The organism is Pseudomonas sp. PvP100 (genome assembly GCF_017833055.1).
GTDB classification, from domain to species: domain Bacteria; phylum Pseudomonadota; class Gammaproteobacteria; order Pseudomonadales; family Pseudomonadaceae; genus Aquipseudomonas; species Aquipseudomonas syringae.
In genome coordinates this window covers 5,424,272-5,446,247 of record NZ_JAFIBO010000001.1, presented here as the reverse complement: position 1 = coordinate 5,446,247, position 21,976 = coordinate 5,424,272, and the positions used below count along the sequence as shown (strand labels likewise).

Below are 21,976 nucleotides of genomic sequence, written 5' to 3'. Positions count from 1 at the left end.
GCCAGGCAACACCGACTTCATTGGCGAGAGGCTTCAACGAGCCATAACGACGACTGAGCGGTGCGTGAGATTTCTGTGGTGGTGTAGGACCTTTCCGGGCGGGCATGCGCAGCGTCGATGCGGCACGCCTGCAGAAAGGCCAGCAACAGTGCGGACTTCACGGCGAAGTTCATGTTTTGCCCGTCCGGTACGGTTGAGGTCACCATGCCAATCACCGCGCCCCCGTTGTCGAATAACGGGCTGCCACTGGACCCCGGCTGTATCGGTGCCGTGAACTGAAACAGGCTGGCATCGTTGTGCAGGCCGAACAGACCGGAGATCCCGCCCTGAGTCACCTGCAACCCGCCACCTGAAATGGACGCCAGTGGATAGCCCAAAACCGCTACGGTATCACCCGGCTCACAGCCCTGCCCGTCCCGGAATGTAACCGGAGACAACAGCGGTGCGCCCTGCACGCGCAGCAGCGCGATGTCATTGCGACGGTCGATGACCACTGGCTCGGCCTTGTAACGGCCCTCCAGTGAAGTGATGTAGAACACGCCCATGTCTTCGATGACATGCGCACAGGTCATGACGTGCGCCGGGCCGACCACGAACGCTGTGCCGGTCGCCGACTCATGCCGTGGCCCGCCACCCGAACCCGCAGACGGGCGGCGCGGATGACGGTCGTCCACGTCCAGACCGATCTTGCGCCCGAACGCCGACAGTCCATACGCCGAGCCTTCGCTCAGCGCGCGGAATTTCCATTGCTCATTGCGCTGGTAGAACTCGCCGATGATGATCGCCGCTTCGCCGTTATCGCGCAGGTCCAGGCGGTGCTCGATATCGCCATCCACTTTGAGGTGCAGGCTGCCGATATCACGGATCGGCCCCATGGCCGCATAGACATAGACCATCAGCAGCACGCGATCACTGCCTGTCGGCAACCTGTCCAGCCTTAACGTGCAGCCAACGTCCTGAGGGCCGCCGCTCCACTCCATCCAGCCTTGTTCCTGATGCAGCAACGCTGGATCGCCCATCGGCTGGCGCTTGTCGTTGACCGCCAGCAAGGCGACCGCTGCGTACTCACCAAAAACCGAAGACTTACCGCTCTCCAGGTTCCAGGTGCAGTGGGCGTTAGCTAAAGCAGTGTTTGCACCTGGCGCAAGAAGCTTCATGCCCGATCCTCCCTGATAAGAGCGATTAGTGATAGCAAAAATCTATTATCACGATCAAACCGAGGCCCGTACAGCGACCGTGATGGCCTTGACGCGGATATCTTCGAGCCAATGTGTTTCCGGTTCTTTCAAGCCGAGACGCCGTGCCGCGAAAATACCCGGCAGGTTGATGCCGGTTTCACGGGTGTAGCCAATGCCGCCTGAATAACGCGGGTTGATCTCCAGCAAGCGCGGCTTGCCATCCGCGTCGTCGCGGGTCTGCACATTGATCAGCCCGTCGCAGGCAAAATGCTCCGCCGCGCGGACTGCCAGTTTTACCGCTTCGCTGTCACGCTCGAAGGTCTGATTGAGCCCAACCTTGCGCCGCCCGACGAAGGCAACCGCCTTGCCGTGCTCGCAGACCATGTCCACCGAACACTCACTGCCCGGCATGTACGGCATGAGCAGCATGGCGGGAACATCATCAGCCTGACGATAAGCATCAAGGTACGCCTGAAAGGTCGTCTCACGCGCATCGGGGTTGGCGAAACAACGAAAATCGTCAACGTCGGTCTTGAAGCGCCAGAAGCCGCGGCCGTAAATCCCGACCACCGGCTTGATGCACACCTCGCCAGACACCGCCAGCGCATCGTAAGCCGCCTGCAACTCCTCGGCATTGCTGACGGCAATCCCCGGAATACACGCCAGCCCCGCCGCCTCGGCCGCTGCCGTGAAACGACTCTTGTCATCGACATCCATGAAGGTCTGCAGGGACGTTCCGCCGGTAACGAGGTCCAACCCTTCAGCGACAAAACGCGCACGCTGCGCTTCGTAAAAGCTGCCTATCCGGCCGGCGACAATAATCTTGACGCCCAGCGAGCGAGCAGTCTGCAGCACCCAGTCGATACGCTCTTCGTTATCGACCGGCTCTTGCAGCGCCACATCGGCCTGCCCGGTGATTTCGGAACGCTGCTGGCGATGCGAAGCGATGATCTGCACCGACACAGGCAGCGCATCGCGCGCGCCCATGATCACTTCACGCTGGCTGGATTGCCCTTCAAGGAACCAAATCATGTCAATCTCCGGGAGACAACGCCGTCAGCAACGGCCTTGTCGAATTTTGTAATAACTGTTTTGCTTCGAAATGTTCGGATTAGGGCAAAGTCACGCAATTTTAAACAGAGGACGCTGGTATGAAGTGGCTGAGAAGGTCGATTTGGCTTGTGGTATTCGTTGCACTGGGGATCGGCGCATTAAGCCTCTACTACGTCCTGCCGCGCCATGATGTCGTGATGATCACCGGCGTGGAAGTCAAAAGAATGGACGCCGACGGCGTCATCAACGCCGAAAACCCGGCAGACGGCCCGACCCGCGACGTGTACTTCATCAACACCGAAGACCCGGACAGCAAGAAAGTCGTGGTCTACCGCAACGAAGACACCGGCTGGAGCTTCCCGTGGTACTTCAAATTCGACTCCGCCGACATTCAGGCCAAAGCCCAGGGCTACTCGCGTGACTCCCAGCAACTGGCGCTGATCCGTTACTACGGCTGGAGGATAACCATCCTGTCGATGTTTCCCAACGTGACAGAGGTTGAAGCGGTGACGAGTCGCGATCAGCCGTTTCCGATTTTTAACACGATCTTTTTTGTGGTGGTGGGGTTGCTGGTGGTGATGGTTGTGGTTGGGGTTAGGAGGAGGTTTAAAGGGCGGGCGCGGGTTGATGGGGTGGTTAGGTAGAAGCCAATCCCTGACCTGAGCAGTCAGTAACTGCCTGGCCACGTATCTTAAGCTGCGTGGCTACGCTCATAGGTAACAGCCGCTTTCACTGCGACAGGCGCAATCTCATAGATTAAAGCCACACGCTTCGCGTTCTGGCCTTCAGCTAGATAAGAATGATAGATCGTTGCTGTGTCGATTCCCGTTGTTGCCAAAATTCCTTGCCTGATCCAAAACAACTCAGTAAACAGTTTTTTGAAAAGGTATCCCGACCAAAAAGGTCGGGACATTTTGATCTATAATCTAAATTCTTTTTTATCAGGGAAAATCAAATTAGCAACCCGATTAAAAAAGATTTTAAATATCACAAAATAGATACTTATCGGCAGCTCGTCGGACGGAAACGCTGGTCAATAGTACCGCCGCATGTCCATGTAACGACATTATTACCTGCGGCTGCCACAGCCGGAGCTAGCGTAATGGTCTGACCACGAATTGCAGGGTTCGAGTTTACAGCATCAGCTGTAGCGGTAATCAATCCATTAGCACCAATCACTACAGAAGTCGTATAGCGACCAGTTGCTCCGCCATAGCCAGCAGCTTGGTTAGAAGCAGGAAATGCACCTGTTGATTGATAATTTTCAGTAACTGCGACCTTAGCACCATCAGTCAGACCGATCAGCTCAGCCACTTGGGCTCGAACCGTATAATCCTGATATGCAGGCAGTGCGACCGCCGCCAAGATACCGACGATTGCAACAACAATCATCAATTCAATAAGGGTAAAACCTTTTTGTGATCTCATATCTATTTCTCCGAGGCGTCAATTTGGGTGCCTTGATGAGGTCCAAGCACACCTCATGCCAAAATGTAGCCAGCCGAGAATTTCCCTCTTGCATCGAAGAAAATGTTTGTTCCACTGTCCAGAAATTTTCAGAAACTGACAATTTTCGTCACACACGTCGTTGCCATTTGGCAGCAAAGCCTGACTGCGCTATAAACCCTCAGACTGTCTGTGTCCGGTGGTTTTATGACTGATGCTGTTCTCACTGGCTTGGCCAAACAATTGGTCTTAGCCGAGCTGCTTACTGAACCTGTTGCGCTGCAAGCGTATCAACAGGCGCGTCGTGACAAAATTTCGTTAGTGAGCTATTTGGTTCAGAACGGACTAGTCAAAAGCCTGACGCTGGCAGAAATGGCTTCCGATCAGTTTGGCGTCCCCTTCATGGACCTAGCCAGCCTGGACAAAGAAAGCCAGCCTAAAGGCCTGGTGAGTGAAAAGCTGGTTCGACAACATCACGCGCTGCCGCTGTGGCGACGCGGCAATAAACTGTTTATAGGGATTTCGGACCCTACGAATCATCAGGCGGTGACTGATATTCAGTTCAGCACAGGTCTGAACACCGAAGCGATTCTGGTCGAAGATGACAAGCTGACGACCGCGATAGATCGGTTCTTTGACAATGATAGCGGTCTGGGCAATCTGGAAGATGTCGATCTTGGTCTGGATATCGAACCGGCTGATGGCAAGGAAACTTCCCTCGCTACGCAGAATGACGCAGACGATGCCCCGGTGGTGCGATTCGTCAACAAAATGTTGATGGACGCTATTCGGTTAGGATCGTCCGACCTGCACTTTGAGCCTTACGAAAAGATCTTCCGCGTGCGGTTGCGTACCGACGGCATCTTGCATGAAGTCGCTAGACCACCAATTCATTTGGCGAACCGTATCGCCGCGCGCTTGAAAGTGATGGCCAGCCTGGATATCTCGGAACGACGCAAACCGCAGGACGGAAGGGTCAAGTTGCGGGTGTCCAAAACAAAGGCCATCGATTTTCGTATGAATACCTTGCCCACACTGTGGGGCGAAAAGATCGTGATGCGGATCCTCGACCCGACCAGCGCTCAGATGGGTATCGATGCGCTGGGCTATGAGCCAGAACAAAAGGCTTTGTATCTGGAGGCGCTGAAGCAGCCGCAAGGTATGATTCTTGTAACCGGCCCGACAGGCTCCGGCAAGACCGTGTCCCTGTATACCGGCCTGAATATCCTTAATACCGTGGATATCAACATTTCCACAGCTGAAGACCCGGTAGAGATCAACCTGGAAGGCATCAATCAAGTCAACGTCAACCCGCGCCAGGGACTGGACTTTTCCCAAGCCTTGCGCGCATTTTTGCGTCAAGATCCCGACGTGATCATGGTCGGCGAGATACGAGACCTGGAAACTGCCGAAATCGCCATCAAAGCTTCGCAGACTGGCCATATGGTGCTTTCCACACTGCACACCAACAGCGCGGCGGAAACATTGACTCGCCTGCACCATATGGGCGTTGCAGCATTCAATATTGCAACAGCGATCAACCTGATTATTGCGCAACGACTTGCGCGGAAGCTGTGTAGCCATTGCAAGAAAGAACTGGATATCCCTCGCGACACACTGATTCAGGAAGGTTTTCCAGAAGCTAAAATCGGCACCTTCAAGATCTTTGGACCGGTGGGCTGTGAGCACTGCAATGGGGGCTACAGAGGCAGGGTCGGTATTTACGAAGTGGTCAAAAAAACACCGGAGCTGGAGCGCATCATCATGGAAGAAGGCAACTCACTGGAGATCTCCAGACAGATGCGCAAGGACGGCTTCAATGACCTGCGTACCTCCGGACTGTCAAAGGCCATGCAGGGCATAACCAGTCTTGAAGAAGTCAACCGCGTGACCAAGGATTAAGCATGGCCAGCAAGGCAGTCAAAGTCATCGTTTACACTTGGGAAGGTGTTGACAAGAAAGGCACTAAAACCAGCGGCGAACTGAGCGGCCATAATCTGGCGCTCGTAAAGGCCCAGTTACGCAAGCAAGGCATCAACCCTACCAAGGTGCGTAAAAAGTCTGCGTCGATATTCGGTAAAGGTAAAAAAATCAAGCCATTGGACATCGCGTTTTTTTCTCGGCAGATGGCAACGATGATGAAGGCTGGCGTACCATTGCTGCAGTCGTTCGACATAATCAGCGAGGGTGCAGAAAACCCGAACATGCGAACATTGGTAAACTCTCTGAAGCAGGAAGTTTCAGCAGGTAACAGCTTTGCGACGGCTTTGCGGCAAAAGCCCGAATATTTCGACGACCTCTTTTGCAATCTTGTGGATGCTGGTGAGCAAGCCGGCGCACTTGAGAGTTTGCTGGACCGAGTTGCGAGCTACAAAGAGAAGACCGAAAAGCTCAAGGCAAAAATCAAAAAGGCTATGACCTATCCCGCTGCAGTATTAATAGTAGCAGTTATAGTTTCAGGAATTCTGCTTATCAAAGTTGTACCACAATTTCAATCAGTGTTCGCTGGATTCGGAGCAGAGCTGCCGACCTTTACTTTGATGGTTATTGGACTATCCGTTTTCGTACAGGAGTGGTGGCTAGCGATCATCGGGATTTTTTTTGCTTCGATATTTATGTTCAAAAAATCGTATAAAAAGTCTCAAAAATTTCGCGACAGTCTGGATCGTTTTTTATTAAAAGTGCCGATTATAGGACCGCTAATTTTTAAATCTTCAGTAGCCCGCTACGCACGCACACTAGCGACGACGTTTGCAGCTGGCGTCCCGTTGGTAGAGGCGTTGGATTCAGTCGCAGGAGCGACCGGCAATGTCATATTCAAGAACGCAGTCAACAAGGTCAAGCAGGACGTCTCGACCGGTATGCAGCTTAACTTCTCAATGCGCTCCACCGGGGTTTTTCCTAGCTTAGCAATTCAGATGACTGCTATAGGTGAGGAGTCCGGCGCACTTGACAGTATGCTCGATAAAGTTGCGACCTATTACGAGGATGAGGTAGATAACATGGTAGATAGCCTGACCAGTCTCATGGAGCCTATGATAATGGCAATCCTAGGCGTGGTTGTAGGAGGTTTAGTAATTGCTATGTACTTACCGATTTTTAAATTAGGAAACGCAGTCTAATATGCCCCTACTCGACCTACTGGCCAGCTCCCCCCTGGCCTTCGTCACCACCTGCTGCATTCTCGGCCTGATCATCGGAAGCTTCCTCAACGTGGTCGTCTACCGCCTCCCGATAATGATGGAGCGCGACTGGAAAGCCCAATCCCGAGAACTGCTCGGCCTGCCCGCCGAACCCGATCAGCCCGTCTTCAACCTGAACCGCCCCCGTTCCAGCTGCCCGCATTGCGCGCACAAAATCCGCCCGTGGGAAAACCTGCCGGTGATCAGCTATCTGCTGCTGCGTGGCAAATGCTCGCAGTGCAAAGCGCCGATCAGCAAACGCTACCCGCTGGTCGAGCTGACCTGCGCAGTGCTATCAGCCTACGTGGCCTGGCATTTCGGCTTTGGCTGGCAGGCGGCGGCGATGCTGGTTTTGAGCTGGGGGCTGCTGGCGATGAGTCTGATTGATGCTGATCACCAGCTGTTGCCTGATTCTCTGGTGCTGCCACTGCTGTGGCTGGGCCTGATCGTCAACGCTTTCGGGCTGTTTACCTCGCTGAATAATGCGCTATGGGGAGCGGTGGCCGGCTATCTAGCGCTGTGGTCGGTGTTCTGGCTGTTCAAGCTGGTGACCGGCAAGGAAGGCATGGGTTATGGCGACTTCAAGTTGCTGGCCATGCTGGGCGCGTGGGGCGGCTGGCAGATTTTGCCGTTGACCATCCTGTTATCGTCGCTGGTGGGCGCGGTGCTTGGGGTGATCATGATGCGTGTGCGCAGGGTCGAAAGCGGTACGCCGATTCCCTTTGGTCCTTATCTGGCCATTGCGGGGTGGATCGCTTTGCTCTGGGGTGGTCAAATAACCGACTCTTACATGCAGTTTGCCGGTTTCAGATGACTCACCCTGATGAAAAACCCTGGATTCTTGGCCTGACTGGCGGCATCGGTAGCGGTAAAAGTGCAGCGGCAAAGTGTTTTAGCGACCTTGGCGTCGACACTGTGGATGCCGACCATGCCGCCCGCTGGGTAGTAGAGCCCGGGCGCCCGGCGCTGGAGCAGATAGCGGCGCACTTCGGTACAGGCGTGTTGCAGACCAGCGGCGAGCTGAATCGAGGCGCGCTGCGCAAGCTGATCTTCGAAAACCCCGAGCAGCGGCGCTGGCTGGAAGCGCTGCTGCATCCGCTGATCAATCAGGAAATCGTCAGCCATCTGGCCAAGGCCAAATCGCCGTATGCCATTTTGGTCTCGCCATTGCTGGTCGAGTCCGGGCAATACCGCATGGTTCAGAGGCTGCTGGTGATCGATGCTCCGGCGCACCTCCAGATAGAACGCACCATGCTGCGCGACAGCTCCAGCCAGGAGCAGGTCGAAGCCATTCTCAAGGTGCAGATCCAGCGTGAAGACCGCCTGCGTCATGCCAACGATGTGCTGGTCAACGACCGCGATCACGCCTGGCTCAGCAGCGAAGTCGAGCGGCTGCACCACTTTTACCTTACTTTGCGTGGAGGCCAATCATGAGCCAACCAATGACCGTTCAATGCCCAACCTGCGACGCCCCGGTGGAATGGAGCGCAGCCAGTCCGAGCCGCCCGTTCTGCTCCGAGCGCTGCAAACTGATCGACCTGGGAGCCTGGGCTTCTGAAGAGCATGCGATTCCGGTGAGCCCGGATGCTGAGGACGAGTTGTTCTCGGGTGATCTGGAGGCTCCGCACAGGGGGCATTGATAACAAGTCGATGCGAAGCAACTCGCTTATACGCAACTACGAGGGCTATCTTTCAGTCGCATCTCAGGACGCCTGTGATGGCCCTTTCGCGAGCAAGCTCGCTCCCACGACGCTCATGTCTCTCGATCATTTACGGTCCAACGCAGCCCTCAATGCATCAGCACTGCCAAACTGCTGCTGACTGACCAACTGCCCGTCGCGCAACTGTAACCACAGCACCTTATCGTCATCGCCTGCGTACTGCGGCACGATGCGCGCCTCTCGATCGAGCATCACGCGATAGCTGTAGTCACGCATTTTGGGGATGGCGAACATGTTGGCGATGATGGTTGGCATTTTCTGGATGTCAGCGACAAACACCGTGTGGCGTGATTCCAGAAAGCCTTTTGGCTTGTCCTGAAGGGCGGCATTCACCAGCTTGGCGGCGTCCATGCTGCGTGCGACCAGCAGGGTTTGTGTCTGGTTGTTCAAGGTGTAGGGTTGATCGTATTGATCGAGCAGTGTCCAGGAAGATAGACGCTCACCGACTTGCAGGGCGTTGGCGGTGAGGGGCAGCAAGGCCAGCAGCAGGATGGGCAGAAGCTTCACAGGTCGATTCTCGATAAAAACGGCGCCTGCGAACATTTATGGCAAGCGATCAAAAAATGAATTGCCAGTCTACACCCCTGCATTCACTCTTCCAGTCATGGCAACTTGAACGCTAAGCTTGGCCCTATGGATGACTCAGACTACCTGCGCCTGTTGACGATCCAGGCCGAACAAGCCAACGCCTTTCTTTCCAATGCGCGGAAGTGGGAGCGTGAGCGCTGGGTTTGTCAGCGCCTGTTGCAGGGGCTGAACATTACGCATCGTAATGAGGACTTCATGCCTGCCAGTCAGGAGCCGCCGGATGTGCTGTTTCGTGACGGGCGCTTCGAGGTGTTTTTCGTGCTGGATGAGGGGCGGCGTCTCAATGACGAGTGGCGCGAGGAGCTGGCGCGACGACGAAGCGCGTTCTCGTTGAGCCAACTGGTACGTCGGGAGGCCAAGCCTAAGCGGATTCCGGCCTCTGAACTGCTGCACCGACTCGCCCCTACCCTGCGTAAGAAATCCACCAACTATCGCGAACGCGGCATTGATCTGGGCGGGCTGGATATCATTGCCTTCGCCAGCCTCAAGCGCGAGGTGCTGGACCTCAACAGCCACTTTCCACCACCGACCGAGTACCTGCGTCAGGGCTGGCGTTCGTTGTCGCTGGTGGGGCCGACCTTCGCTCGGGTATTGTTCGCGCATCCCGGCGCTCCGGATTTTCTGCGTACCAATCTGGGGCGCAGTGTCGTTTTCGATGTTGGAATCAGTTTATGAGCCCCTTGCAGGAACTGCTGGCCGATGTGCCGCAACAAGGTCGTGTGCGCTGGATAGGCGTGCGTCCGCAATCGCGGGTCGAAATGATCGAGCTGGATGCCGTGGAAGCACGTCGTGAAGCAGGTCTGACCGGCGATCACTCGCGGCCTGGCCCGCGCAATGCGCGGCAGGTGACGTTGATCCAGTGGGAGCATCTGGCGGTGGTTGGCTCGTTGCTGAACCGCGCGGCGGATAACCCCATCGTGCCGCAGGATTTGCGGCGCAATCTGGTGATCAGTGGCATCAACCTGTTCAGCCTGAAGAATCGACGCTTTCGGATCGGTCAGGCGATTTTCGAAACCACCGGCTGGTGTCAGCCTTGTGCGCGACTTGAACAACGCCTTGGTCACGGGACGTTCCAGGCGGTGCGCGGGCATGGTGGAATCACCGCGCGAGTGTTACAAAGCGGAATCATCCGCCTGGACGATACGCTGCAGGTCGAGCCGCTGGAAATCACCGATCCGTGGCCCCCTGCCCGACAGCACGCCTGAGACAACGGATAAATTGAGCAGACACCTGAACCCGGGACCGCAAAGGTGTGTCGAAGAGTACCTTCAGGCACACCGGCATCCAGTCGAGCGCAGACCGCTCCTGACCCGGACAGTGTCGTGACGAACCCATTATTGAGCCTTCTGACGCTATGAGCTGCCTTGCGCTCGCGAAGATCGAGCTCCCCCCGAATTCCTTAAACCTTCCGAGTAATCCTTATGACGCATCGTATTGTTATCGTTGGCGGAGGCGCTGGCGGTCTGGAGCTGGCTACCAGTCTGGGCAAGACCCTGGGCAAGAAAGGCACGGCCAGTGTCACGCTGGTTGATGCCAACCTGACGCATATCTGGAAGCCGCTGTTGCACGAAGTGGCTGCCGGTTCGCTCAACTCGTATGAGGACGAGCTGAACTACGTGGCTCAGGCCAAGTGGAACAACTTTCAGTTTCAACTCGGGCGCATGACCGGTCTGGACCGCGCCAGCCGCCAGATTCATCTGGCCGAGACGCTGGATGAAAACGGCGCAGAACTGGTTCCGGCACGCAGCCTGGGTTACGACTCGCTGGTCATCGCCGTGGGCAGCACCACCAACGACTTCGGCACCAAGGGCGCGGCAGAGCACTGCCTGTTTCTCGACAGCCGCAAGCAGGCCGAGCGCTTTCACCAGCAACTGCTCAACCACTACCTGCGCGCCCACGCCGGTCAGGCCGACAGCGCGCAGGAAATCACCGTGGCCATCGTGGGTGCCGGTGCAACCGGTGTCGAGCTGGCAGCAGAGCTGCACAACGCGGCGCATGAGCTGGCGGCTTACGGGCTGGGTCAGATCAAGCCGGAAAACCTGCGCATCACGGTGATCGAAGCCGGCCCACGGGTGTTGCCCGCGCTGCCTGAGCGCATCGGCGCGCCGGTGCACAAGACGCTGGAAAAACTCGGTGTGACGGTGCTGACCAATGCAGCAGTCAGTGAGGTGACGGCTGATGGCTTGATCACCGCTACCGGGCAGGTCATCCCGGCCAGCCTGAAGGTCTGGGCGGCAGGTATTCGTGCCCCGGCCTTCCTGCATGAACTGGATGGGCTGGAAAGCAACCGGATCAACCAGTTGCAAGTGCTGCCGACACTGCAAACTACTCGTGACGAAAATATCTTCGCCTTCGGTGACTGCGCGGCCTGCCCGCAAAAAGGCACCGACCGCAACGTCCCGCCGCGCGCTCAGGCCGCCCACCAGCAGGCATCCTTGCTGGTCAAATCGCTGCGCTTGCGGATCGAAGGCAAGACGTTGCCTGAGTACACCTACAAGGACTACGGCTCGCTGATCTCGCTGTCGAGCTTCTCGGCCGTCGGCAATCTGATGGGTAACCTGATGGGCAGCGTGATGCTTGAAGGCTGGCTGGCGCGGATGTTCTATGTGTCGCTGTATCGCATGCACCAGATGGCGCTGTACGGCACCTTCCGCACCCTGATGCTGATGCTGGGCAGCAAGATCGGCAAAGGCACCGAACCGCGGATGAAGCTGCACTAAGGCACGCAAGACTCATCGTCATACACCGGCCCCCACCGACTCTCATGCCAATGCCCTGCATTGGCATGCAGCCTGAGACGCTTCTGCGTCCCTTCTTGAATTCACCTGTGCAGCGCAGAACTTGCGACGCAGAGCATCGTGAAACGCATTCCCACGCTGGAGCCTGAGGAACGATCACCCCACTATCGTGCGGCGCTCTGCGTCGCATGCCGTTCCGGACGCTCTGCGTCCTCTCCCAAGTGAATCCGGCTGTTCTGCCAACGCGTTTGCGGCGCCGACTTGCGGTGCCCCGAATACCCGCTATTTTTAACAGGATCGGGTTGTGCGCCAAGCAATCGGACGGAAGGCTCTCGTACTGTTATCAAGTTTGTCTGCGGCGCGCAGATAACCATTGAGTCGTGTACAACGCTGCACTGTTCAGGGATCGAACCCATGATGTCGAATCAATACAGTAGTACTCCTGCACAAAATCATCCGCGTTTCATCTGGTTCTCACTCATTCCCGTCATACCCGCCATTGCCTGGATTCTCACGCAGTTCGGCACAGGTACGGCCAATCTGGTGGCTTGCGCTGTACTGCTGGCGATCGGTCTAGGCGCGTGTGCCTGGGCTGCACGTTCACAGCAGATCGAAGTGCGCCGCGCAGTGGCTCAGGCGCTGGATCTTCACCAGGCGCATAGCGCACAAAGCAGCGCCATGGCGTCCAACGCCCAGTTCAATGAGATCCTCCTAGGTGCCATGCCGATCTGGGCCAAGCAGGTCGAAAGCTCGCGCCAGCAGACCGAAACCGCGATTGTCGAGCTGAGCACGCGTTTCATGGGCATTTCCGAGCGCCTGCAGGAAACCGTACAAGCGTCGCAACACGCTGCCGGTGAACTGGACGGTCAGAACGCCGATGGTGCGCTGAAAGTGTTGTCGCAGAGTGACAGCGAGCTGAGCCAGGTAATCGACTCGCTCAAATCCACTCAGGCCAGCCGCGACCAGACGCTCTCCCAGGTTCGCAGCCTCACCGCCTACACCGGCGAATTGCGCACCATGGCCGCCGACGTTGCAGCGATTGCCGCACAGACCAACCTGCTGGCCCTCAACGCGGCCATCGAAGCGGCGCGCGCCGGTGAGGCGGGCCGTGGCTTTGCCGTAGTGGCCGATGCGGTGCGCAGCCTGTCGAGCAAGTCCAGCGAAACCGGTCAGCAGATGTCCGCCAAGGTCGACATCATCAACAACGCCATCACCCAGCTGGTGCAGGCCGCATCGAGCGGCGCCGATCAGGACAGCCATTCGGTGGCCGCTTCCGAACAAAGCATTCAGAACGTACTGGAGCGCTTCCAGAGCATCACCGGTCGCCTGGCCGAGTCCGCCGACCTGCTCAAGCAGGAGAGCTACGGGATTCGCGACGAAATGACCGAGGTTCTGGTGAACCTGCAGTTTCAGGACCGGGTCAGCCAGATTCTCGCCCACGTACGCGACAACATCGACTCGCTGCACGCGCACCTTCTGCAGGCCAGCCAATCCCCTGATGAGGCGGTCGCCATCGACGCCCGGCAATGGCTGGCGCGCATGGAGTCCACCTACGCGACCGACGAGCAACGTCGCACTCACCGAGGTGAATCGGCAGCACAGCAGGATTCGCAGGAAATCACGTTTTTCTAGGAGTAAATCATGGCTAAGAGTGTATTGGTGGTCGACGATTCAAGCAGCGTCCGGCAAGTCGTCGGTATCGCGCTGAAGAGTGCCGGATACGACGTTATCGAAGCCTGTGACGGGAAGGATGCACTGGGCAAGCTCACCGGGCAGAAAGTGCACCTGATCATCAGCGACGTGAACATGCCGAACATGGATGGCATCACTTTCGTCAAGGAAGTGAAGAAGCTGGCCAGCTACAAGTTCACGCCCATCATCATGCTGACCACCGAATCCCAGGAATCGAAAAAGGCTGAAGGTCAGGCCGCAGGCGCCAAGGCGTGGGTCGTCAAACCGTTTCAGCCGGCACAAATGCTCGCAGCGGTTTCCAAGCTCATCCTGCCCTGAGACCCAGGCCCATGGAGGCCAGCATGCCCACGCCAGACGAAAACGCTACCGACACTGCACGCGTGCAGATAGATGGCGAGTTGACGATCTACACCGTGACCGAACTGGCCGCCAGGCTATTGCCACAGATCGGCGCTGCGGCACGCCTGGAGGTAGACCTTTCTCAGGTCACCGAGATGGACGGCGCCGGTCTGCAACTGCTGGCTGTGATTCAGCGCGAAGCCGGCAAGACCGGGACTTCGCTGCATTTGACCGGGCAAAGCAAGGCGGTCAGCGAAACCTTCGAGTTATGTAATCCGGGTGTGGTGCTGTAGCGCGTCCATTTGCAGTACTGCCCAGTGATCGATCAAGGAAGTCATCGTGAGTATTAATCTCGATCAGGCACAGCAGACGTTTATCGTTGAAGCGCGTGAGCTTTTGCAGGCCATGGAGGAATCCCTCCTGCAACTCGAAAGCGAGCCCGGCGACCAGGACGCGATCGGCGCGGTTTTCCGCGCAGCGCACACCATCAAAGGCTCGGCCGGACTGTTCGGGCTGACGCCTATCGTCAGTTTTACTCACATCGTCGAAGACGTGCTGGATCGTCTGCGTGAAGGCAGCGTTTCGGTAAACGCCGAGCTGATCGCCGTGCTGCTCAAATCCGGCGATCACATGCTTGAGTTGATCGACGTGGTCGCCAGCCGTGGCGAGCAGATGCAGCAACCTGCACTGGAGCGCGAGGCAGCGCTGCGTCAGGCGTTGCAGGTCTTCCAGGCACCGGCCAGCGCCGGGGCCGCTGACAGCGCGAGCGCGTCGGTCGTCAGCGATGATGAACCGTCAGCCGAAGTGCTCTGGCATATCTCGTTGCGCTTTGGCGTGGATGTGTTTCGCAACGGCATGGAGCCGCTGTCGTTCCTGCGCTACCTCAATACCCTGGGGCGGATGGTCCAGGTCACGACGGTAACCGACAGTATTCCCGCAGTTGAGGCGTGGGACCCGGAATCCTGCCACTTGGGTTTCGAGATCGACTTCCGCTCTGCTGCCGGGCACGCCGCGATCAACGAAGTCTTCGATTTCGTGCGTGAAGACTGCGCCGTGGAAATCACCCCGGTGAACGAGACGCCAGACCCTGTCGAGCCCACCGGCACCGAACTGGTCTCGCAGCCCGAGCACAGCCCTATGGTGGCCAGCGGCGAACTGCTGGGCGATCAGCGCGCAGTGCCACGTACGCCCGCAACCGCAACCGCAACCGCTGTAGAGCGCCCTTCTTCGGCCGGCGAGCAGAAAAACAAGGATGGCCGCTATGTGCGCGTCAACGCCGACAAGCTCGACGAGCTGATCAATCTGGTCGGCGAGCTGGTCATTGCCAGCGCTGGTGCCAGCCTGCTGGCCAAGTCGTGCGACAACGACCCGCTTCAGGAAGCCAGTTCCACTGTATCGGGGCTGGTCGAGCAGATTCTGGATGGCGCGCTGCACCTGCGCATGATCCCCATCGGCGACACCTTCAATCGCTTTCGCCGTGTGGTGCGCGATGTCAGCCAGGAACTGGGCAAGGACATCGACCTGATCATCAATGGCGCGGAGACCGAACTGGACAAGACCGTCGTCGAAAAGATCGGCGACCCGCTCATGCACCTGCTGCGCAATTCCATGGACCACGGCATCGAGAGCGCCGAAGCACGTCGCGCAGCAGGCAAACCGGCCAAAGGTCATCTGAGCCTCAACGCGTACCATGACTCGGGCAGCATCGTCATTGAAATCGCCGACGACGGGGCCGGACTCAACCGCGAGCGCATCCTCGACAAGGCCCAGCAACGCGGACTGGTGGCGGCCGGCGCAAGCCTCACCGATCAGGAGATCTACAACCTGATTTTCGAGCCAGGTTTTTCCACTGCCGAGGCCGTCACCAACCTTTCGGGGCGCGGTGTCGGCATGGACGTGGTCAAGCGCAACATCACCTTGCTGCGCGGCACGGTGGATCTGGACAGTCAGCCCGGTCAGGGCACCATCGTGCGCATCCGCCTGCCGCTGACGCTGGCGATCATCAACGGTTTTCTGGTCGGTATCGATCAGTCGACTTACGTGATCCCGTTGGACATGGTGCAGGAATGCATCGAGCTGGACGAACACAACCGGCAGTTGACCCGTGACAGCGGCTACCTGGACCTGCGTGGCGAAGTGCTGCCGCTGGTCTACCTGCGCGACCACTTCAATCATGAAGGCCCGGCCGCCAGGCGCCAGAACGTGGTGGTGGTGCGTTACGCCGAGCACAAGGCCGGACTGGTGGTCGATGAACTGCTGGGCGAGTTCCAAACCGTTATCAAACCTCTGGGCAAGCTGTTCGGCGCGCTGCGCGGCATCAGCGGCTCGACGATCCTGGGCAGTGGCGCGGTGGCGTTGATTCTCGACATCCCCGCCCTGCTCAACCAGATCGTAAACATGGAGGCCCGCTCGACCCAGGCGCCTCAATCCCTGTTGCCCACTTCTCGCTGACGGATTCGCAATTCCCAAGGAGTTACTTCATGAAATGGTTCTACGATCTGAAGATTTCCACCAAGCTGATTACCTCGTTTCTGGTGGTTCTGGCGTTGACCGCGGCCATGGGAGTCTTTGCCATCCTCCAGCTCGGCCAGGTCAACCAGGCCGCTCAGGATATCAAGGAAAACTGGATGCCGTCGATGCGTGCGGCCGCGGGCATGCGCTTCTACGCGGCCAACTACAGGCTTAAGGAAAACCGTCATATCGCCGCAGACGCTGCCCCGGAAAAAGCTCAGATGGAGCTTGAGGCTGCAGAAGCGCGCAAGCAGTTTGAAGCGCGACTGGCCATTTACGACAAGTTGATTTCCAGTGATGACGATCGTCAGTTGTTCAATAGTGTGAGCGCGTCATGGGCCGCCTACTTGAAGGTCAGCAACGACCTGTTCGATCAGTCACGCCAAAACCTGGAGGCTCAGGCGCGGGCGTTGCTCAAGGGCGAATCCAAGACGCATTTCGATGAAGTGACCACTCAATTGCAAAAAATGGTCGAGCTGAATGAAGCTGGCGCGACTATCGCTGGCAACAAAGGCACCAGCCTGTACGAAACCTCCCGCATCTCGATCATCGTGGTACTGATTGCAGCCTTGCTGATCGGCCTGGGTCTGGCGCTGTTCATTGCCAGGATCATCTCCCGCCCGCTGAAAGAGGCCGCAACGGCCGCCGAGCAGCTGGCAGAGGGCAATCTCAACGCTCACATCGGCCACGGTTCCAAGGACGAGACCGGCATGGTGCTCAACGCCATGCGCAACATGGTCGGCAAGCTGTCGCACATCATCGGCGAAGTGCGTAACGCCGCCGACAACCTGGCCAGCGCCTCGGAAGAAGTCAGTGCCACCGCGCAGTCGATGAGCCAGGCCACCAGCGAGCAGGCCGCCAGTGTCGAAGAGACCAGCGCGTCGGTCGAGCAGATGAGCGCCAGCATCAACCAGAACACTGAGAACGCCAAAGTCACCGATGGCATGGCCAGCAAGGCCGCCAAGGAAGCCACCGATGGCGGCGAATCGGTGCAGCAGACCGTCGTGGCGATGAAGAAAATCGCCCAGCGCATCAGCATCATCGACGACATCGCCTACCAGACCAACCTGCTCGCTCTCAACGCTGCCATCGAAGCCGCCCGTGCCGGCGAACATGGCAAGGGTTTCGCGGTTGTGGCCGCCGAGGTGCGCAAGCTGGCCGAACGCAGCCAGGTGGCCGCGCAGGAAATCGGCGAGCTGTCGTCGAGCAGCGTGGACATGGCCGAGAAGGCCGGCAAGTTGCTGGACGAGATGGTGCCTTCGATCAACAAGACCTCCGACCTTGTGCAGGAAATCAGTGCCGCGTCGGAAGAGCAGGCAGCCGGTGTGGCGCAGATCAACACTGCCATGACCCAGCTCAACCAGGTCACCCAGCAAAACGCATCGAGCAGCGAAGAACTGGCGGCTACTGCGGAAGAAATGAGCAGCCAGGCCGAACAACTGCAACAGGCCATGAGTTTCTTTACCCTCGACGCATCGCCACGGGCGGTGGCGCAGAGCAGTACGTTCGACAGCCGCAACAGCCCGAACCGTCAGCCTCCGCGCCCACCGCAACAGGCTCCGCGCAAGGCATTTGCGCAAAGCATGGCGGGCGCACCGGACGAATCGGAATTTACCCGTTTCTGATTGCCGGCTTCGATAGAGACTCCAGGGGAGAACGACATGGGCTCATTGGTCACGACTCGGCAGGCCGCAGCGACGGTCGAAGAAGAGGCGCAGTACCTGACTTTCATGCTCGGTGGCGAGATGTTCGCCATCGGCATTCTGGGCATCAAGGAAATCATCGAGTACGGCAGCCTGACAGTGGTGCCGATGATGCCCGCCTTCGTGCGCGGGGTGATAAACCTGCGCGGTGCGGTGGTGCCGGTGGTTGATCTGTCGGCGCGTTTCGGGCGGCAGAACTCGGCCATCACCCGGCGCTCGTGCGTGATCATCATCGAGGCCAACAGCGAGGACGGCCAGCCGCAGGACATCGGTCTGCTGGTCGACAATGTCTCGGCGGTGCTGGAGATTCCGGCGTCGCAGATCGAGCCGCCGCCGAACTTCGGTGCGCGAATTCGCGCCGACTTCATCAGCGGCATGGCCAAGGTCGACGGCAAGTTCGTGATCGTTCTTGAGGTCGACCGCGTGTTGTCCATCGATGAAATGTCCAGCCTGGCCGAGGCAAGCCAGTCGCTGCCGACCGACGTCGACGCGACGTGAGGTCTGCACATGCCTGATACAGCGTCGCTCACCGATCGAGAATTCGGCCAGTTCCAGAACTGGCTGTACAACGCTGCGGGCATCAAACTGACGCTGGCCAAGAAAGCGCTGGTCGCCGGCCGTCTGTTCAAGCGTCTCAAGCATTACGAGCTGGACAACTATGGCGAGTATTTCAAGCTGATCATGAACGATCAGCGCAACGGCGAGCTGCAAGTGGCGCTGGACCTGCTGACCACCAACGAAACGTACTTCTTCCGCGAACCCAAGCACTTCGATTTTCTGCGTCAGCAGGTGCTGACCAAGGTGACACCCGGCAAAATGTTCCGCATCTGGAGCGCCGCCAGTTCGTCTGGCGAAGAGCCCTACAGCCTGGCCATGACTCTGGCCGAACAACTGGGCACCACCCCTTGGGAAGTGGTCGGTTCGGACATCAGCACTCGCGTGCTGAGCAAAGCGCGCAGCGGTCACTACCCCCTGGAGCGTACCGAAACGTTGCCGCAACCTTTGCTGTTCAAATACTGTCTGAAAGGCATAGGTCGCCAGGAAGGGACCTTTCTGATCGATAAGTCGTTGCGCAGCCGGGTCAGTTTCGTGCAGGTCAATCTCAATGACACCCTGCCGGATCTGGGCGAGTTCGACGTCATTTTCCTGCGCAACGTGATGATCTATTTCGATCAGGAAACCAAAAGCAAAGTGGTCGCGCGGTTAATTCCGCGTCTCAAGCCAGGAGGCTATTTCATCATCAGCCACTCAGAAAGCCTGAACGGTATAAATGACATGTTGAAAATGGTCTCCCCTTCGATTTACCGCAAACCATGAACACGCCTGTGGGTGTCGCCGAAATAGTACTCGGGCCTGGCGAAGTGGTCTTTCAGACCCGGCCGACCCGCCTGCGCACGTTGCTGGGTTCATGCGTGGCGATTACCTTCTGGCACCCGTGGCGGCGTATTGGCGGCATGTGCCACTTCATGCTGCCCGGGCGCATACGCCGGCATCAGCCACTGGACGGCAGGTACGCTGACGAGGCGATGGAAATACTCATTCGCCATGCACTGGCCAATGGCACCCTGCCCGAGGAATATCAGGTCAAGCTGTTCGGCGGTGGCGAAATGTTTCCTGCTCATCGCCATGACCTGCACATGCAGAACGTCGCTGACAGCAACGTTCACGCGGCACTTGCGCTGGCCGAACAAAACCGTCTGAAACTGATGGCTCAGGACCTGGGCAGCACCGGCCATCGCAGCATCATCTTCGACCTGTGGGACGGAAACGTATGGGTCAGGCACCAACCAATGGAAGCAATGGAAAAAGATGCCAAACAAAAAAATCAGCGTACTGCTGGTCGATGATTCGGCTGTAGTTCGTCAGGTACTGGTGGCCATTCTCAACGATACCCCCGACATTCATGTCATGGGTGCGGCGTCAGACCCGATATTCGCCATGAGCAAGCTCGCTCAGGAATGGCCGGACGTCATTGTGCTGGACGTGGAAATGCCACGCATGGACGGCATCACCTTTCTCAAGAAGATCATGAGCGAGCGGCCGACACCGGTGGTGATCTGCTCGTCGCTGACTCAGAAAGGCGCGGAAACCTCATTGCAGGCGCTGTCTGCCGGGGCGGTGGAAATCATCACCAAGCCCACCACCGGCCTGAAGAACTTCCTCATCGATTCGGCTGCCGAGCTGGTTGCCGCAGTACGCGCAGCAGCCAACTCCAACGTCAGAAACCTCGGCAAGCGCACCGCCGCCCCGGTGCTGACCCCGGCCAGCAAACTGACCGCCGATGCCATTCTGCCGGCTGCCAGCGGCCATGCCATGGCGCAGACCACTGAACGCATCGTTGCCATCGGCACCTCGACAGGCGGTACACAGGCACTCGAAGCGGTGCTTACGGCCCTGCCTCGCGTGTGCCCGGGCATGGTCATCGTCCAGCACATGCCGGAGAAGTTCACCGCATCGTTCGCCGAACGCCTGAACAGCCTGAGTCAGATCGAGGTGCGCGAGGCCAGAAACAACGACCGCATCCTGCCCGGCCTCGCGTTGATCGCCCCCGGCGGCAAACACATGATGGTCACGCGCAGCGGCGCCTACTACCACGTCCAGGTCATCGACGGCCCGCTGGTCAACCGCCATCGTCCTTCGGTGGACGTGCTGTTCCGTTCGGTGGCCAAATTCGCCGGCAAGAACGCCACCGGCATCATCATGACCGGCATGGGCGACGACGGCGCACGCGGGCTCAAGGAAATGCTCGACGCCGGCAGCGCGACAGTGGCTCAGGACGAAGCCAGCTGCGTGGTGTTCGGCATGCCCAAGGAAGCGATCAAACTGAACGCGGCGCAGCGGATCATTCCGCTGCAGGAGATTCATCAAGCGATCCTGCACCGGTGAACCCGAAGCTGTCGCCGTGCAGCCAGCGTTTCTTTCGACACTCACGTTTCACGACAGAAACCCCGGGCGCACGGCAAAGGCAGTGCTCAGAAAAACAGCCTTACCGGGCCCACGGCGGCGGCAGCAAGGCCTGATGGTCAGCGCTGGACCTGGATGACCCTGAAGCCCCGTCAGAGAATGAGACCAACTGGAAAAAAGGCTCGGCCTCCAGGTTCCTGTGCTGATTGGAAGTCCCTGATCTGTTGCTTTTATGCTCATTGCGATAAGACGCATAGCTCCAGTGCCCCGGGGAGACATCGGAGTCCGGGCGATGGCTGCTCTGCCTTACACCGGCGGCGCTCAGCTCCTGTTCGATACTGCTGATCATCCCCCTCATTTTGCCCATGTACTCTGGGCTGTAGGTGTTGTCTTCACGGTCGGGCTTGGCGTAGATCGTGAACTGAGCGCCCAGCGCCACGCGCTGCTTTGCCGCCGGCATCTCTGCTTGCAGGCATTTCATGTCAGTCACTTTCCACGAGTCAACCGGGCTGTCGCTCGCCTGCAGTATTTTGCCTATCGCATTGAATGCATCCGGTACATCCTCAGGTGCAACGCTGAGGTGGATCTTGTCTCCGGCAAACTCCCCCTTGCAGTTCGGCTCCAGGCGATCCATATGGATGAAGACCTCAGACCCCGTCATCTTGAAATGATTGGCGGCAGTCCAGCCACCGTGATTTTCACCCAGCGCGCTTTGCGCGACGTCATAAGTGGGGGCACGGTGATTAACGGCAAAACGTGTCTGTGTGTTGGCACGCACTTCGCTCTGATTCAAACGGCGCAATTCCGCACCTGCATCCTTCTTCAAAGTCGGCTGGGCAATGGCCGTATTGAGTTTTAAATTGAAGGCGGGTCTGTTGATAGGCATAGCTTTTATACCTGCTACTTATCGGTCATGAAAAC

23 protein-coding genes and 1 pseudogene are annotated in these 21,976 nt (G+C 58.0%); 18 read left to right on the top strand and 6 right to left on the bottom strand.

Going from position 1 to position 21,976, the window contains the following annotated elements; genetic code table 11:
* Positions 1-17 precede the first annotated feature (17 nt).
* Positions 18-1,157: a trypsin-like peptidase domain-containing protein gene (locus tag JOE39_RS23570; RefSeq protein WP_016567162.1), complete on the bottom strand. Its 1,140-nt coding sequence runs from the start codon at positions 1,155-1,157 to the stop codon at positions 18-20.
* Between the two features lie 54 nt (positions 1,158-1,211).
* Complete coding sequence (locus JOE39_RS23565) at positions 1,212-2,210, bottom strand: ATP-grasp domain-containing protein (protein ID WP_003392696.1); 999 nt, start codon at positions 2,208-2,210, stop codon at positions 1,212-1,214.
* A 119-nt stretch (positions 2,211-2,329) separates the two neighbouring features.
* Between JOE39_RS23565 and JOE39_RS23560 the strand changes: the two genes are divergently transcribed.
* Positions 2,330-2,875: a DUF1523 family protein gene (locus tag JOE39_RS23560; RefSeq protein WP_003317774.1), complete on the top strand. Its 546-nt coding sequence runs from the start codon at positions 2,330-2,332 to the stop codon at positions 2,873-2,875.
* Between the two features lie 47 nt (positions 2,876-2,922).
* Here the strand turns inward: JOE39_RS23560 and JOE39_RS26600 are convergent.
* A pseudogene (locus tag JOE39_RS26600) lies at positions 2,923-3,094 on the bottom strand (DUF433 domain-containing protein); the annotation flags it as partial.
* A gap of 139 nt (positions 3,095-3,233) precedes the next feature.
* Positions 3,234-3,659 (bottom strand): pilin, encoded by a 426-nt coding sequence (locus JOE39_RS23555; RefSeq protein ID WP_003392698.1) that lies wholly within the window; start codon positions 3,657-3,659, stop codon positions 3,234-3,236.
* A gap of 225 nt (positions 3,660-3,884) precedes the next feature.
* Between JOE39_RS23555 and pilB the strand changes: the two genes are divergently transcribed.
* Genes pilB through yacG form a run of 5 tightly spaced genes read left to right on the top strand, consistent with a single transcriptional unit; the run spans position 3,885 to position 8,499 of the window.
* Positions 3,885-5,579, top strand: coding sequence for a type IV-A pilus assembly ATPase PilB (gene pilB / locus JOE39_RS23550; RefSeq protein ID WP_024648205.1), 1,695 nt, complete (start codon positions 3,885-3,887; stop codon positions 5,577-5,579).
* Positions 5,580-5,581: 2 nt separating this feature from the next.
* Positions 5,582-6,799, top strand: a complete 1,218-nt coding sequence (locus tag JOE39_RS23545; protein WP_024648206.1) for a type II secretion system F family protein — start codon at positions 5,582-5,584, stop codon at positions 6,797-6,799.
* A gap of 1 nt (position 6,800) precedes the next feature.
* Positions 6,801-7,673, top strand: a complete 873-nt coding sequence (locus JOE39_RS23540) for an A24 family peptidase (RefSeq protein ID WP_057445037.1) — start codon at positions 6,801-6,803, stop codon at positions 7,671-7,673.
* Entirely contained in the window at positions 7,670-8,293 is a 624-nt protein-coding gene (gene coaE / locus JOE39_RS23535; RefSeq protein ID WP_074909035.1) for a dephospho-CoA kinase, read from the top strand. The genes JOE39_RS23540 and coaE overlap by 4 nt, the downstream gene beginning before the upstream one ends.
* Positions 8,290-8,499 (top strand): DNA gyrase inhibitor YacG, encoded by a 210-nt coding sequence (gene yacG, locus JOE39_RS23530; protein WP_002552020.1) that lies wholly within the window; start codon positions 8,290-8,292, stop codon positions 8,497-8,499. The genes coaE and yacG overlap by 4 nt, the downstream gene beginning before the upstream one ends.
* A gap of 126 nt (positions 8,500-8,625) precedes the next feature.
* On the opposite strand, the gene JOE39_RS23525 is transcribed toward yacG, so the two are convergent.
* Positions 8,626-9,087, bottom strand: coding sequence for a hypothetical protein (locus tag JOE39_RS23525; RefSeq protein ID WP_057445046.1), 462 nt, complete (start codon positions 9,085-9,087; stop codon positions 8,626-8,628).
* A 126-nt stretch (positions 9,088-9,213) separates the two neighbouring features.
* Here JOE39_RS23525 and JOE39_RS23520 point away from each other — a divergent pair, with 126 nt between their 5' ends.
* From JOE39_RS23520 to JOE39_RS23465, 12 genes are all read left to right on the top strand, one after another.
* Positions 9,214-9,843, top strand: a complete 630-nt coding sequence (locus tag JOE39_RS23520) for a DUF1780 domain-containing protein (RefSeq protein ID WP_003392710.1) — start codon at positions 9,214-9,216, stop codon at positions 9,841-9,843.
* On the top strand, positions 9,840-10,373 hold the full coding sequence (locus tag JOE39_RS23515) for an MOSC domain-containing protein (RefSeq protein ID WP_003317783.1): 534 nt from the start codon (positions 9,840-9,842) through the stop codon (positions 10,371-10,373). Before JOE39_RS23520 ends, JOE39_RS23515 begins: the two co-directional genes overlap by 4 nt.
* Before the next feature lie 216 nt (positions 10,374-10,589).
* Complete coding sequence (locus JOE39_RS23510) at positions 10,590-11,888, top strand: NAD(P)/FAD-dependent oxidoreductase (protein ID WP_003392712.1); 1,299 nt, start codon at positions 10,590-10,592, stop codon at positions 11,886-11,888.
* A 435-nt stretch (positions 11,889-12,323) separates the two neighbouring features.
* On the top strand, positions 12,324-13,538 hold the full coding sequence (locus JOE39_RS23505; protein WP_057445044.1) for a methyl-accepting chemotaxis protein: 1,215 nt from the start codon (positions 12,324-12,326) through the stop codon (positions 13,536-13,538).
* 9 nt (positions 13,539-13,547) lie between these two features.
* A complete protein-coding gene (locus JOE39_RS23500; protein ID WP_002553206.1) occupies positions 13,548-13,916 on the top strand; it encodes a response regulator in 369 nt (122 codons plus the stop codon).
* A 23-nt stretch (positions 13,917-13,939) separates the two neighbouring features.
* Positions 13,940-14,230, top strand: coding sequence for an STAS domain-containing protein (locus JOE39_RS23495; protein WP_003347075.1), 291 nt, complete (start codon positions 13,940-13,942; stop codon positions 14,228-14,230).
* 46 nt (positions 14,231-14,276) lie between these two features.
* Positions 14,277-16,388 carry a chemotaxis protein CheA gene (locus tag JOE39_RS23490; protein WP_210078214.1) on the top strand — a complete coding sequence of 704 codons (2,112 nt, stop codon included), beginning with the start codon at positions 14,277-14,279 and terminating at the stop codon, positions 16,386-16,388.
* Positions 16,389-16,417: 29 nt separating this feature from the next.
* A complete protein-coding gene (locus tag JOE39_RS23485) occupies positions 16,418-18,073 on the top strand; it encodes a methyl-accepting chemotaxis protein (RefSeq protein WP_024663924.1) in 1,656 nt (551 codons plus the stop codon).
* 36 nt (positions 18,074-18,109) lie between these two features.
* Positions 18,110-18,649: a chemotaxis protein CheW gene (locus JOE39_RS23480; protein WP_010415607.1), complete on the top strand. Its 540-nt coding sequence runs from the start codon at positions 18,110-18,112 to the stop codon at positions 18,647-18,649.
* Positions 18,650-18,658: 9 nt separating this feature from the next.
* On the top strand, positions 18,659-19,468 hold the full coding sequence (locus tag JOE39_RS23475; protein ID WP_024662176.1) for a CheR family methyltransferase: 810 nt from the start codon (positions 18,659-18,661) through the stop codon (positions 19,466-19,468).
* The gene (gene cheD / locus JOE39_RS23470; protein ID WP_024683886.1) at positions 19,465-19,998 is read left to right on the top strand and encodes a chemoreceptor glutamine deamidase CheD; all 534 of its coding nucleotides are present in this window, start codon (positions 19,465-19,467) and stop codon (positions 19,996-19,998) included. The genes JOE39_RS23475 and cheD overlap by 4 nt, the downstream gene beginning before the upstream one ends.
* Positions 19,961-21,037, top strand: coding sequence for a chemotaxis response regulator protein-glutamate methylesterase (locus JOE39_RS23465; protein ID WP_003423093.1), 1,077 nt, complete (start codon positions 19,961-19,963; stop codon positions 21,035-21,037). The genes cheD and JOE39_RS23465 overlap by 38 nt, the downstream gene beginning before the upstream one ends.
* A gap of 100 nt (positions 21,038-21,137) precedes the next feature.
* Here JOE39_RS23465 and JOE39_RS23460 read toward each other — a convergent pair whose 3' ends face one another.
* Positions 21,138-21,941 (bottom strand): type III effector, encoded by an 804-nt coding sequence (locus JOE39_RS23460; RefSeq protein ID WP_024960611.1) that lies wholly within the window; start codon positions 21,939-21,941, stop codon positions 21,138-21,140.
* Positions 21,942-21,976 lie beyond the last annotated feature (35 nt).